Annotated in this window: 14 protein-coding genes; 7 read left to right on the plus strand and 7 right to left on the minus strand. The window is 43.6% G+C overall.

Annotated features, from left to right (window positions below):
* Nucleotides 1–113: 113 nt before the first annotated feature.
* Nucleotides 114–938: a sugar phosphate isomerase/epimerase gene (locus tag Q0081_RS28035; RefSeq protein WP_298361334.1), complete on the minus strand. Its 825-nt coding sequence runs from the start codon at nucleotides 936–938 to the stop codon at nucleotides 114–116.
* A gap of 160 nt (nucleotides 939–1,098) precedes the next feature.
* On the opposite strand from Q0081_RS28035, the gene Q0081_RS28040 reads away from it, so the two are divergent.
* Nucleotides 1,099–1,419, plus strand: a complete 321-nt coding sequence (locus Q0081_RS28040; protein ID WP_298361336.1) for a heavy metal-binding domain-containing protein — start codon at nucleotides 1,099–1,101, stop codon at nucleotides 1,417–1,419.
* Between the two features lie 15 nt (nucleotides 1,420–1,434).
* Here Q0081_RS28040 and Q0081_RS28045 read toward each other — a convergent pair whose 3' ends face one another.
* Entirely contained in the window at nucleotides 1,435–1,953 is a 519-nt protein-coding gene (locus Q0081_RS28045) for a phosphoribosyltransferase family protein (RefSeq protein ID WP_298361338.1), read from the minus strand.
* A 77-nt stretch (nucleotides 1,954–2,030) separates the two neighbouring features.
* On the opposite strand from Q0081_RS28045, the gene Q0081_RS28050 reads away from it, so the two are divergent.
* Nucleotides 2,031–2,453: a DUF4783 domain-containing protein gene (locus tag Q0081_RS28050; RefSeq protein WP_298361340.1), complete on the plus strand. Its 423-nt coding sequence runs from the start codon at nucleotides 2,031–2,033 to the stop codon at nucleotides 2,451–2,453.
* Nucleotides 2,454–2,587: 134 nt separating this feature from the next.
* On the opposite strand, the gene Q0081_RS28055 is transcribed toward Q0081_RS28050, so the two are convergent.
* Complete coding sequence (locus Q0081_RS28055) at nucleotides 2,588–3,439, minus strand: hypothetical protein (RefSeq protein ID WP_298361342.1); 852 nt, start codon at nucleotides 3,437–3,439, stop codon at nucleotides 2,588–2,590.
* A gap of 80 nt (nucleotides 3,440–3,519) precedes the next feature.
* Here Q0081_RS28055 and Q0081_RS28060 point away from each other — a divergent pair, with 80 nt between their 5' ends.
* Nucleotides 3,520–4,410 carry a 1-aminocyclopropane-1-carboxylate deaminase/D-cysteine desulfhydrase gene (locus Q0081_RS28060; RefSeq protein WP_298361344.1) on the plus strand — a complete coding sequence of 297 codons (891 nt, stop codon included), beginning with the start codon at nucleotides 3,520–3,522 and terminating at the stop codon, nucleotides 4,408–4,410.
* 94 nt (nucleotides 4,411–4,504) lie between these two features.
* Here Q0081_RS28060 and Q0081_RS28065 read toward each other — a convergent pair whose 3' ends face one another.
* The 3 genes from Q0081_RS28065 to Q0081_RS28075 all read right to left on the minus strand — a co-directional run bounded on the left by Q0081_RS28065 (nucleotide 4,505) and on the right by Q0081_RS28075 (nucleotide 6,815).
* A complete protein-coding gene (locus tag Q0081_RS28065; RefSeq protein WP_298361346.1) occupies nucleotides 4,505–5,044 on the minus strand; it encodes a DUF6580 family putative transport protein in 540 nt (179 codons plus the stop codon).
* 177 nt (nucleotides 5,045–5,221) lie between these two features.
* On the minus strand, nucleotides 5,222–5,935 hold the full coding sequence (locus Q0081_RS28070) for a MarR family winged helix-turn-helix transcriptional regulator (RefSeq protein WP_298361348.1): 714 nt from the start codon (nucleotides 5,933–5,935) through the stop codon (nucleotides 5,222–5,224).
* Nucleotides 5,898–6,815 (minus strand): MBL fold metallo-hydrolase, encoded by a 918-nt coding sequence (locus Q0081_RS28075; protein WP_298361350.1) that lies wholly within the window; start codon nucleotides 6,813–6,815, stop codon nucleotides 5,898–5,900. The genes Q0081_RS28070 and Q0081_RS28075 overlap by 38 nt, the downstream gene beginning before the upstream one ends.
* 166 nt (nucleotides 6,816–6,981) lie before the next feature.
* Between Q0081_RS28075 and Q0081_RS28080 the strand changes: the two genes are divergently transcribed.
* The 4 genes from Q0081_RS28080 to Q0081_RS28095 are packed head-to-tail and all read left to right on the plus strand — an operon-like array spanning nucleotide 6,982 to nucleotide 11,157.
* Nucleotides 6,982–7,668, plus strand: a complete 687-nt coding sequence (locus tag Q0081_RS28080) for an ABC transporter ATP-binding protein (RefSeq protein ID WP_298361360.1) — start codon at nucleotides 6,982–6,984, stop codon at nucleotides 7,666–7,668.
* Nucleotides 7,669–7,683: 15 nt separating this feature from the next.
* Nucleotides 7,684–8,646 carry an HlyD family secretion protein gene (locus Q0081_RS28085; protein ID WP_298361352.1) on the plus strand — a complete coding sequence of 321 codons (963 nt, stop codon included), beginning with the start codon at nucleotides 7,684–7,686 and terminating at the stop codon, nucleotides 8,644–8,646.
* Nucleotides 8,647–8,703: 57 nt separating this feature from the next.
* Complete coding sequence (locus Q0081_RS28090) at nucleotides 8,704–9,822, plus strand: ABC transporter permease (protein WP_298361354.1); 1,119 nt, start codon at nucleotides 8,704–8,706, stop codon at nucleotides 9,820–9,822.
* 18 nt (nucleotides 9,823–9,840) lie between these two features.
* Nucleotides 9,841–11,157: a TolC family protein gene (locus Q0081_RS28095; RefSeq protein ID WP_298361356.1), complete on the plus strand. Its 1,317-nt coding sequence runs from the start codon at nucleotides 9,841–9,843 to the stop codon at nucleotides 11,155–11,157.
* A 4-nt stretch (nucleotides 11,158–11,161) separates the two neighbouring features.
* Here Q0081_RS28095 and Q0081_RS28100 read toward each other — a convergent pair whose 3' ends face one another.
* The gene (locus Q0081_RS28100; RefSeq protein WP_298361358.1) at nucleotides 11,162–11,986 is read right to left on the minus strand and encodes a purine-nucleoside phosphorylase; all 825 of its coding nucleotides are present in this window, start codon (nucleotides 11,984–11,986) and stop codon (nucleotides 11,162–11,164) included.
* Nucleotides 11,987–12,214 lie beyond the last annotated feature (228 nt).

Below are 12,214 nucleotides of genomic sequence, written 5' to 3' on the forward strand. Positions count from 1 at the left end.
CTTAAAGCGAGAGCCGACTGAAATGAGTTTGGCTCGTAAGCGAAAGAAAGCCGCTCGCGACGATGCTTACCTTAAAACCCTGTTAAACCAACTTAACACTTGATGCAATCACCCTATTTCAAAAACGCAATACTCAACGGCACCTGCGCCTCCGAGCGGGAAGATTCGTCTTCGATGATGGCGTATTCTACTCCGATTTTGGCGGCTTCTTTCATAATGGCAGGTAGGCCCACATCGCCCGTGCCCAACACCACGTTGGTTTCTACGTCGGTTTGTCCGTTTTGGTTGCCAACGGTTCCAATTTTACGGTCTTTTACGTGTAATAAAGGGAAACGCTTGGGGTATTTTTTCAATAGGGCAACAGGGTCTTGTCCCGGATGTTTGATCCAATAGGTATCCATTTCAAAATTAACGTAACGCGGGTCCAGGTTTTTTGCCAACTCATCAAACAGCGTACCGTTGCCATACGGACGAAATTCATAGCCGTGGGGATGGAAACAAAAAGAAAAACCATTGTCTTTGAGGAGTTTCCCCGCTTTGTTAAAAACGGTAACGGCTTTGTTGACGTCTTCAATGGTAAACTCATTTCCTTTGTGCGGAATCCAAAAGCAAACCACGTATTTCACACCCAACGTTTTGGCATCATCCACGGCCTGTTGAGGATTTTTTTCAAGCACGTCAAAATCTACGCCGGTACCGATGGGAGTTAGGTTGTGTTTTTGCAGCATTTTCAGGAAATCCGGTACGCTCAGACCGTAGGTTCCTGCCAATTCCACGTATTTAATGCCCATTCCCTGTACTTTGGCCATCGTACCAGGAACGTCTTTGGCAAACTGCGCACGGAAACTGTACAATTGAAGCGCCGGTTTGGGTTGTTGGGCATACGCATTCATACCACTCAATAAAAAAGCAATGGTGAGCAAACGGAAGGTTTTCATCTGATTTTACTTTAGTGAGTTTTGGAGGAAGGCGTCAAAATTCATGGAGAATTTAAGACGTTGATACGTTACAAAGACCGTTGTTCACGGATTTTAACGTCATTTTCTTTCATTATCATTAATATTGCGTGTACTTTCATTCGTTCTCATCGCTACATCTATGCTCATTACTACTACCAGCAACATCGAGGGTAAAAAAATCACGCAGTACATCGGCCTCGTCAACGGAGAAGCAATCATTGGAGCCAACTTAGTCAAAGACTTTTTTGCGGGTATCGGCGACATCGTAGGGGGGCGTTCGACCGCGTACGAACAGGGACTTCGCGAAGCCAAAGGAATTGCCATCAAAGAGATGATTGAACAGGCGCAACGTCTGGGTGCCAACGCCATCATCGCCGTTGACCTAGATTTCCAAACCATCGGAGGAGGTGGATCTATGCTGATGGTCAGCGCTAACGGAACGGCCATCGTATATGAGTAAAGGGTTGAAGAAACCCTAACTCAAATACACCCCTGCTTCATCGCCCGTCAATTGTACCCGAATGTGTTCGTTGAGGGTGGTACTGAGTGCATAACCCACGTAATCGGCCGAAATCGGAAACGAATGGTGTGCGCGATTGACCATCACTGCTACCTGCACCCGCTTGACCGTTACTCCCAAAAAGGGCGATAGACTGTAGGCCAACGTTCTTCCCGTGTTAAGTACATCATCCACCACGATGATGACTTTTCCGTTTAGCGATTCTTTTTCCAAATCAAACTGCACGGGGCTCAGGTGCGGCTGTTCTTTGTTTAAGTTCACCTGCATCAGCTGTACCTGAAGTTGGGAGATTTCTTCCAAAAAAGTTTTCAGTAATCGGGCCATTTCGTAGCCTTCGCCTACGATTCCCGCTAAAATAATGCCACCTTCTTCAAAATTGCGTTCGTAAATCTCAAAAGCAATGCGTTTTATTTTTTGATGTGTTTGTTCGGTTGAAAGAATAGATTTTTGCACGGTTTGATGGGTTTGGCTCATTTTTTAGGGAACATCATAGTTTGGCACAATTTTAGCCAACAACTACTTGAAATCAAACTGCAAATTACTCTTTCGTCATGAGAATTTTCAAAAAACAAGTAGGAACGTTGTTGATGGGGGCGATTGCCTTGTGTAGCTTTATTTCCGTCGGCAGCCCGAGCGACGTAGAAATCGCGGAAAAAATCAAAGGTTCCTTCAAAAGTGGGAATGCGCACTCCTTGGCCGACCATTTTGAGAAAAGCTTAGAATTGGTGATTGATGCCGAGCGCGTAGATTTTCGTCGCGTTCGAGATGGACAGGCGGAACTGATTTTGAAAACCTTTTTCAAAAAATATCCCCCGAAAGATTTCCGTTACGGCTTTCAGGGGACAGCTTCCAAAGTTCGGTACTGTACAGCTACGTACCAAACCCTCAGCGGAAGTAAATTTCAGGTGTATATCTTAATGCGCGTTACCAACAACGGCTATCTCATCAATACGCTTCACTTTAAGAAGGAATAAGCTTAGCTACTGCATAATAACGAACCATATAAGAAATATAAGGCAATATAAGTTTTTAAATACTTGAATAACAATTACTTATATGTCTTATATGGTTCAATAAAAGTCTGTTATTTTTAACCGTAAACTGAAAACTATTTAATTACAAAATTGCTGTCTTTGATGCCTTTGTTGATTTTTACGGATGACACTTCGGCTTTTGAGCTAAACTGACCGTTGCCTTGCTCGCGAGTGTAGGGGATTTTGACGCCATTACCATCTTTGATTTCTTTGTAATCGCCAAAAGTCACGTTCATCATGCCGCCGCCCATGCCTCCCATGCCGCCGCGCTGACCTCCGCCTCCGCCTTGACCGGGTGTGCCGGCTTGTGCAGGTGCGCCAGCCTGACCTTCGGGACGTTGTCCATCAGGACGTGGGCCGCCTTGGCCTCCGCCTGGTCTCATACCTCCTTCAGCAGTGCGTTTTACTTTCAATCCGCTTTCTACGTCAAAGTAGTCGTTCCATTTTCTTCCCTCTGGAATGGCCAATTCCACTTTCCAGGCATCTTTTCCATTGACGGCTTCTTTCCCAACCACCTTTTTTTCAATTTTGTACTCTGCATACAGCATTTCAGGAAAAGGAACGTTTTGTAAGATTTGCGCAACGGCATCGTTTCCTTCGGCCATGCGGTTGTTGGTATTACCACCAAAACCGGACACAGTAGCAACTTTTGTTCCGTCGCAGGTAGCGCGCATTACTTCGTTACCCATCATGTACATCACAGAGGCAAACTTATTGGGCTTTTTTACTTTTACTTCGGATTCCATCGAACCGCGCTGGGTTTCGGCAATGGTGCCGATGGTCAAATCTTCGATTTTGGCAATGGCTTCTTTCCCGCCGACTGCGGCCAAATATTTGTCAATAATGGCATCTGCCGAAGGCGTATCCTGCGCTGACACGGCATAGATTGCTCCTACAAAGAAGAGACTCAAAATTATTTTTTTCATAATTGTGTAGTGATTTTGGTGAAAGTTGGTAAAACTTGGGCTTGAAACAAACAAAAGTACGTAAAAAGTAAATTGTTATTGTGGGTCGAGTTACTGCATTTTGGGAAAACACCGCCCAAACGCCTCTTCAAATCGTTGAAGACCCGTTTTTTATAGAGCGGGGGATAACGCTATATTTCAAAAGGGATGATTTAATTCATCCATACGTATCAGGAAACAAATGGCGAAAGCTCAAATATAATCTTTTTGAGGCCGAAAAAAAGGGTTTTACTACATTGCTGACTTTTGGCGGAGCTTATTCCAATCACATCGCAGCCACTGCGGCAGCCGGGCAGGCCACAGGTTTTGATACCATTGGAATTATTAGAGGAGACGAACTGCGGGCAGATGCTAATCCAACCCTTCGATTTGCGTCTCAATGCGGAATGAAATTACTGTTTGTAAGCCGTGAAGAGTATCGAGATAAAGAAAAATTGGCTCAATTAGTTGGGGAGGGTTGTTATATTATTCCAGAAGGTGGTTCTAATGCCTTGGCGGTACAAGGAGTAGCGGAAGTTGTTGCCGAAATTCAATCTCAATTGAATCGTCCAGTTGATTATTTATGTACGGCTTTAGGCACCGGAGGCACTGCGGCCGGTTTGCTTTCTGCTTCCGAAGCAAAAGTGTTGGTTTTCCCAAGCTTAAAAATCAAAGGGGAAGAGGCAAAGCAAATGATTCTTCAGCATCTTTCCGTGCTGGAAATAAAGGCAGAAATAATGACTGATTACCATTTTGGAGGGTACGGAAAAGTTAAGGACGAGTTATGGAAATTCATCGAACAATTTGAAACGCAAATCAATATCCCTTTGGAGCAGGTATATACGGGTAAAATGATGTTTGGGATCTATGACTTAGTGAAAAAAGGCTTTTTTAAGCAGGGAGACATACTCGTAGCTTTGCACACTGGCGGATTGCAGGGAAAAACAAAATAAGGACCTGAAAATTTTGATGTGACTGCAAAAGAAAATAGCCCCGAAAACTCGGGGCTATTTGTCTACCTATTAACAGCCATGAAAACAAATATTTTTATGCCACTGTGGGCTTGAAAGCAAATCGTTGTATTCCGTAAAAACTACCAAACAATACAGCATTGTAAAACAAATCACCCATTACTGTATTAAAAAATAGATTACCGAATAGAGTTGGTTGATAAAACGCAAGCCCTGCAGCGTAGCAGGTGACTAAACCCTGCCAATTTTGAGGATACATGGTTCCACCATACCACACAAAAAAGTTAGTGATTAAAAAGAACGAAATAGAAGCAATCAAACTGGCAACGACAACGCGCCCGAAAGTCACTTTATTCAAAAATAATATGCCAAAAATTGTAATCAGCGTAAACGAAATGTACGTAGGGAGAGAAGGTTTGCCGATGAAAGCATCGCTCAATAACATGGCGACAACCAGAATCATGAATGCAAGGAACTTGCGACTGAAGTGTGCTGCCCCAAACAAAGCAATGGCTCCAATCGGTGTAAAGTTGAATGGATGCGGCAGAACCCGAGAAAGTGCGGCTAAATATATAAGCACAGCCACTGTACTAAATCTCGTAAAATCTGAATTCATGACTGAGGTAAAGATTTCTCTCAATAATTTTACTTTTTTAATAATTCAGGTGCTTCCTTGAACTTGGGTGTAAAGATAAAACGATAATTGTGAGAATTGCAAGAAGTGTGTAAAAAAAACACTAAAAAAATAACAAATAGTGAACTAATACTTAAAAAAGTTAAACAACGGGCTTCTTCAACTTTCGGGGTTGATTACGCTTTCGTAAATCGAATCAAAATCCTGCCCCCTGAAATCTGCATAGTGCTCAGAATGAAAGCGGTCGGCGCGGCGTAAAATGTGAGTAATCATTTTTTTCTCCGTTTGGGTCAATTCGTTGAAGGCAATCCTGCTGATTTGGGCCATAATGGGGGAAGCTTCCTGTAATGCTTCTATGCCGGTGGGAGTAATTCTCACTCGTTTGGCACGTTTGTCGTTTTCATCAGGAAATTCTTCGCAAAGCCCCATTTTCAGCAAGCGATTGATGATGTCGATGCCTGACGCAAATTCGGACAGCATGGCATAAATCAGTTCGCTTTTTTTAGGAGACTTCATCTCAATCATCAGAAAGAGGTAAATAATATCGTCTAAATTTTTAAAACGCATCTTTTCGACTGCCTTCTTTGAATAAAAATAAGCAAAACGAGATAGTCGGCCTACCAAGGCACTCAATTCCCCGTCAAGAAGGCTTTGCGTACTCCAAAAGTCATCCTGATTCGCATCACTTTCCTGATTGATTTCTTCTTTAAGCTGAAAGGCAGGAATGTGTTGTTCGGCCAAATACCTGACGCAAAAATCCTTGATGTCAATATCAGGGTTTTCGCGGCTATAGGATGCCCAAAGGTTGACCAATTCCACTAATTTCTCCATGGCTTTATAATTCAATACGTTGTCCCGTTTCGGCAATTCCAAATCCTTTCTTTCTTACTGACTGTGCTTCCGGTGAATTTTTACGCAGTAAGGGATTGGTGTGGTTTAAATGAATAAACTGTACTTTGGCTTTTTGGTTTGGCGGTAATTCTTCTAATAACGACATGGTTTCGGTCACAAATGGGTGCGGTACTTCACTCATTGGTCGATTGATTTCGCCGTCTTGGTAAAATGTTCCGTCGATAAAAGCAAAATCAACCCCTTCAATGACGGTTTTAAGCGAGGTACTCCATTTTTGCCACTTGTCAATATCCGGTAGAAAAATAACCTTTTTAGTAAGGCCAATGATTTCAAAGCCAACTGTTTCCGAAAACTCGTCTCGGTGAGGCACACGGAAAGGGCGAACTTTCAAGCGTTCATTGAGTTGGATGTCTTGTGAATCCTGAAGCGGTTGAATTTTTATGTTTTCAATTTGGGTGAGTTGGCTCCAAGGACCGTTGGTTTCTAAAAATTGTTTCATTCGAGGCATGGCGTATACTCCCATTTGCTGCGTTCCCATCACTTCGCGTCCCAAATCCATCAGGCCCGTATAGTGGCCTATGTGTGCATGGGTCAGAAAGATGCCGGCTAATTGATTGGAAGGGTTTTTCGTCAACGACTTTAAGGCTTCTAACTGTTCTTTAAAGTCTGGAGTGGCATCAAATAACCACCGTTGCCCCGTATGTGGATCCACCAAAGCCAAACACGAAACACCCTGAAAGGCCAACTTCTTTTCCCAAACGGCCCGGCAACAATCTTTATTGCACCCTGCCTGAGGGTAGCCACCGTCTTGGGCAGTACCTAATACAAGTATATAGGGCGCTTGAGCAAAGGATTGAGCAAAAAATAAAATGCTCAGTAAATAATGTACTATTGTTTTCACTGTAAAATGCTTTTTAGGTGGATTGTAGGACAAAATAAAACTAAAATTTCGTAACAATTGTCAATAAAAATAGTTTTAAAATTACGATTTAAAAATAAATATGATTGATATCTTTGTTTTATAGTATGAATTCGTACTATTTTTGCATAAATATTGAAATGAAATGATGATTGCGGAATTAAAAGGGGCAGGAAAAGAATACAAAACGGGCGATCAGACGATTGTAGCTTTGCAACCAACGGATTTCCAATTGAATGAAGGTGAGTTGACTTTGATCATCGGGCCATCAGGTTCGGGGAAAACAACCCTGCTTTCCATGTTAGGTTGTGTGATTTATCCGAGTTATGGTGATTTGTGGGTAGATGGAAAGCATATCAATGAGTTAAAAGAAAGGCAATTGGCACGACTACGATTGGAAACGATTGGGTTTGTGTTCCAAAGCTTTAACCTTTTAGCACCGCTCAGTGCAGAAGAAAACGTAGAACTACCCCTTAAACTGTTGGAAGTGGGAAAAGTCGAGCGTAAACGCCGGGTACAGAAAGCGCTGGAAACGGTAGGAATGACCGACCGACGGAAAAGCCTGCCCAAGGCGCTCTCCGGAGGACAGCAACAACGAATTGCCATTGCGCGGGCTTTGGTGACCGAACCTAAAATGGTATTGTGCGATGAGCCTACCGCTTCCCTTGATAAAGACTCATTAGTAGTTGTAATGAAAGAACTTCAATCGCTGGCGCGGCAGGGAAAAGCCGTTGCGGTAGTGACCCACGACCCGCGACTTCAACAATACGCTGACCGGGCGGTAGAAGTTAAAAACGGTTTTGTGACACCGATTGCTTTGAATAAAGTGGATTAATAAATTGAAAAACGCATGAATTCAATCCTACCCATGAAAAACGGATTACTGATGCTTGCCCTGATGTTTGCCTTGGTAAGTTGCGGTGACAAAAAAGCCAAGGAAGAAGCGGCCGCTAAAGCAGATTCCATTCCGAAACCATCGACAAAAAATCAAATCTTAGGGGTAGCGCGTATTGAGCCCGAAGATGGTATTATGAGCCTGACGGCAGGAACCACCGGGCGCGTTTTGGCCGTTTTGATCGATGACAACCAAGCTGTCAGCAAGGGACAACAGTTGTTGAATGTAGAAGTAGTCCTCGAAAATGCACAGCTGCGTCAGGCACAGAGCAAAGTGGGGACCCAACAGGCGACAATTGCCGCAAATCAGGCGACATTGGAAGGGTTGAAAGTAAACCTTAAAAATGCGAAAGAAACCTACGAGCGAAACTTAGACCTTTTCAAAGGGAATGCTCAAACCAAACAGGGGCTTGATGACAGTAAAGCTGCACTCGACAAATTGGTGAAAGACTTAGAAACTGCCGAGGCTAACATCCGTCAGGCACAAAGTAAAGTGGGAGAGATGCAGGCTGATATTAACTATTACCGAACGGTAGTTGAAAAGAAAAGAGTAACCGCATTACTCGGCGGGAAAGTGCTGAAAGTATTGGTTAAATCGGGCGATTACGTCAATAACGATACCAAAATAGCGGACTTTGCGCCCGAAGGAGCTTTGTATGCCAAAACGGAAGTGGACGAATTGTACGCGGAACGGGTTCAGGTGGGACAAAAAGCCTTTGTGCTTTCTCAAACGACGGGCGATACGCTGGCGAAGGGAATGGTCAGTTATGCGGCGGATTATCTCAAACAAAAGTCTCTTTTTAAAGATCAGTCTACCGAACAGGAAGATCGCCGTGTGCGTGATGTTTCAATTCGGCTGGATTCGGGGAAAATGCCGTTGATTGGTAGCCGCGTTGATTGTATTATTCTTTTGAAGTAACGGATAACGGTAAACGGGTAACTGATAAACGGATAACAGCTAACGAACTAACATAAAATGCTCAAAGAAGCCTTTAAATTCATGTGGTACGACAAGGCCAAGATGTTTGGAATCTTGTTCGGTATCATTCTGTCGGTGTTTTTGATCGGCCAACAGCTTGGGATCTGTTTTGCGCTTTTAGGAGGTACGATCTCATTGGCCGAAAATAACAAACAATACATCTGGGTGGTCAGCGATAAAAGTCAACAAGTCAGTGATTTGCCTTTATTGGATATGCGTATTTCACGGGAGTTGATGACCGTTGCAGGGGTGTTGCGCGCCAATACGATGGTCGTGGGAGCGGGGAGTGCCAAATTCAAAGACGATACCAAAACACCCATTACGCTCATTGGGACCCAATCGCCGCGTCACATTGGAGGGCCGTGGAATTTTGTAAAGGGTAATTTGGAAGATTTACAGCAGGAGGGAGCGATTATAACGGATGAATATGATCAGATTTCTTCCAAAAAAATAAAGATGGGCGACCATTTTGAGTTCAACGGAAATCGCGCTTTTCTGAGCGGAAATACCCGGGGAGCCAAAGGTCTCGGAGTAGCCTACGGCTTTACTACGGTGGAACGAGTGCGTAAGCTTTGCAAGATTCCGACCACCCAAGCTTCCGCTTTTTTGGTGGAAATTGAACCCGGATACACCAATCAGCAAGTGGTTGACAATATAAATAAGGAACTCATGGGCGTAAAAGCCCGTGATGGTCAGACCTATACCGATGAAAGTTTGAAGTATTTTGCCCTTAACAGCGGTATTGTGGCCTCGTTTGGGCTATTGGTTGTTTTTGCCATTATAACAGGATTTGCCATTGTGGGTTTAACCATGTTTTCCGCCGTCAACGACCGCTTGAAAGATTATGGTACCCTCAAAGCCATTGGCGGGACCAACGGAATCATTCGGCAATTGATTTTGTGGCAGGCGGTTATTTATTCGGTGGTGGGTTTTGGAATCGCTTTTGTTTTGTTAAAAGGCTTTGTGAACGTGACCAAAACCAGCCTTAATATCAAAATTACCCCTTATCTAACGCTTTTCCTGATTGGCGTCACTCTCTTTATTGCCATTTTGGGCAGTCTGTTTGCCATGCGAAAAATCATTAAGATGGAGCCTGCTCAAGTATTCAGAACCTAAAAATATCCGTAAGTCGCCATGAAAAAGGCATTCTATTTCTTTCCTCTGATTTTTTCGTCACTTTATTCTTATATAGCAACAGCGCAGCGACTTACGCTCGATGATGCGCTCAAAGCGGCCCTTGAAAACCGCTGGGAACTCAAAAATCAACAGTTGCAGATTCAATTGGCGGAGGGGGAAAATGATAAATTAAGCGCAAAATGGCTTCCGCAAGTCAATGCTTCGGCAGATTTGCGTTGGAATACCCAACTCCAAACGTCCGTGTTTAAAAATGCCCCTTTTGCCAACGGTCAGGATGTGAAATTGGTGTTGGGAGTTCCCTTTAATAATAATCTCGGACTCAATGCGGAGCAAAAAGTGTATGATGCCGCTACAAAATATGACCGTCAATTGAATCAGGCTTCTGTCCAAAGTCAGGCGATAACGCTTGAAAAACAGAAAATAGACGTAAAATTGGCCGTAACCGAAGCTTATTTCGCTGCCTTGTTTAACGGGGAGAAAGTAGCGTTGGCTGAAAAATCAGTGGAGCGGACAAAAGCGTATTTGGAAGCGGGAAAAACAAAGTTAGAAAAAGGGACGTTGCTCAAAAATGATTTCGACCGTTTGGGGTTGGACGTAAACAATGCCCAAACTACCCTTAATAAAGCACGACAGGAATATGCGTTGGGCTTGGAAAATTTAAAATACCAAATTGGATTGAAAAGCGAGGCTGTTATTGAATTGGTGGAGACATTAACTGGTTTGTTTCAACAAAATCAAGTGGTATCATCGGAGGGTACTGCCGAACAACGCCCTGAGGTTTTACAGGAGCAGGCTTCGCTGAAAATCAATGAGTTGACCGAGCAAAAACAAAAGGCGCGATTGGCTCCCGTGGTGTCGGCCTACGGAAATTATACCGCCTTGCAATTGAACGATAAATTCAATCCTTTTTCCGCAGGAACGTGGTTTCCTTATAATTATGTGGGTCTGAAAGTGAATGTTCCGATTTTTGACGGGAAACAAACGAATCTGTTGAAACGGGATTATGCCATTCGGGCACAGGTCAATCGGAATACGGTCGAAAAATTAAAGGCGGATTTCGGGTACGAGGTGCGCAATACCTCCAATACCTTGAGTCAGGAAAAAGCCAATTTAACCGATACAAAAGCGAATCTGGCGTTGGCCCAACAAATTCTGGAAACCGACCGTTTGCGCTACGAAAAAGGAACTCTTCTTCTATCAGACCTTAAAAATACGGAATACAGCCTTCAAAATGCCGAAAACAATTACCTGACGAGTGTTTATAACTTTCTGGTGGCGTCGGTACGTTACAAAAAAGCGACCAGAGGATTGTAAAAAGTTAAGGTAAAAGTTTCAGTAATTCTTTCATTATCAGCGTCATGTTGGGTTCCGCTTGGTAGGCAGCCGCCAAAATTTTACTGATTTCGGCTTTTTCCAGCGTTTCGGGAATACACATATCGGTAATGACGGACACGCCGAAAACGGGCAGATTCATGTGTCGGGCCACCATTACTTCGGGCGCAGTACTCATTCCAACGGCATCAGCACCCAGCAAACGTAGCATTCGATATTCGGCTTTGGTTTCCAATTGTGGTCCAGTTACGCTCACATAGACCCCTGCATGTGCGCGAATGCCGTGTTTTTGGGCAATTTGCAGCGCATTTTCAATCAGTTGCTCGTCGTAGACATCACTCATGTCCGGAAAACGGTCGCCTAAAGAGTCGAGATTGGCACCGCGTAGCGGATTTTCGGGTAAAAACTGACTGATATGGTCGTTGATAATCATCAAATCGCTCGTTTGATAGGAAGGGTTGAGCCCGCCCGCAGCGTTAGAAACCAACAGTTGTTGAATACCAAGCAATTTCATCACCCGAACGGGAAATGTCACTTGCTGCATGGTATAACCTTCGTAATAATGAAAGCGTCCTTGCATACAAATGACCTTTTTGCCCGCCAATATCCCAAACAATAATCGTCCTTTGTGAAACTCAACGGTAGAAACTGGGAAATGCGGAATGTATTCGTACTCAATGGTATAGTCAATTTCAATGTCATTGACCAGTGCGCCAAGTCCTGTTCCCAGAATAATGCCTGTTTGAGGGATAAAACCGTTGGTTTGTTGTTGAAGGTAGTGGGTAGCTTCCTGTATTTGTTGGAGAGTCATGGAGAGTTGCGGTCATAGTAAATCGGGCTAAAACTAAAACCAATTTTTGAGACGTTCAAAAAAAGTAAACCTTGACTCGATATAAAATGCGGTACTTATATAGACTTTGTTTTAGAAACTGTTTTAAAATATCAATCAAGGCGTTTCAACATTAGCTGAATCATAGCTAAATAAACCGCACGGGCGGCCCCGCATACTTTCACTATTTTGAGTGTGCTTTTCGTAATC

Origin of the sequence: Runella sp., from assembly GCF_027484545.1 — a bacterium.
In the GTDB taxonomy this organism is placed as follows: Bacteria; Bacteroidota; Bacteroidia; order Cytophagales; family Spirosomataceae; genus Runella.

Excerpts from the sequence above, each read along its gene's own strand:
- Q0081_RS28065 (WP_298361346.1), bottom strand. The coding sequence starts at position 5,044 with ATGAATTCAGATTTTACGAGATTTAGTACAGTGGCTGTGCTTATATAT.
- Q0081_RS28035 (WP_298361334.1), bottom strand. The coding sequence starts at position 938 with ATGAAAACCTTCCGTTTGCTCACCATTGCTTTTTTATTGAGTGGTATG.
- Q0081_RS28080 (WP_298361360.1), top strand. The coding sequence starts at position 6,982 with ATGATTGCGGAATTAAAAGGGGCAGGAAAAGAATACAAAACGGGCGAT.
- Q0081_RS28040 (WP_298361336.1), top strand. The coding sequence starts at position 1,099 with ATGCTCATTACTACTACCAGCAACATCGAGGGTAAAAAAATCACGCAG.
- Q0081_RS28090 (WP_298361354.1), top strand. The coding sequence starts at position 8,704 with ATGCTCAAAGAAGCCTTTAAATTCATGTGGTACGACAAGGCCAAGATG.
- Q0081_RS28085 (WP_298361352.1), top strand. The coding sequence starts at position 7,684 with ATGAATTCAATCCTACCCATGAAAAACGGATTACTGATGCTTGCCCTG.
- Q0081_RS28045 (WP_298361338.1), bottom strand. The coding sequence starts at position 1,953 with ATGAGCCAAACCCATCAAACCGTGCAAAAATCTATTCTTTCAACCGAA.
- Q0081_RS28050 (WP_298361340.1), top strand. The coding sequence starts at position 2,031 with ATGAGAATTTTCAAAAAACAAGTAGGAACGTTGTTGATGGGGGCGATT.
- Q0081_RS28095 (WP_298361356.1), top strand. The coding sequence starts at position 9,841 with ATGAAAAAGGCATTCTATTTCTTTCCTCTGATTTTTTCGTCACTTTAT.
- Q0081_RS28055 (WP_298361342.1), bottom strand. The coding sequence starts at position 3,439 with ATGAAAAAAATAATTTTGAGTCTCTTCTTTGTAGGAGCAATCTATGCC.
- Q0081_RS28100 (WP_298361358.1), bottom strand. The coding sequence starts at position 11,986 with ATGACTCTCCAACAAATACAGGAAGCTACCCACTACCTTCAACAACAA.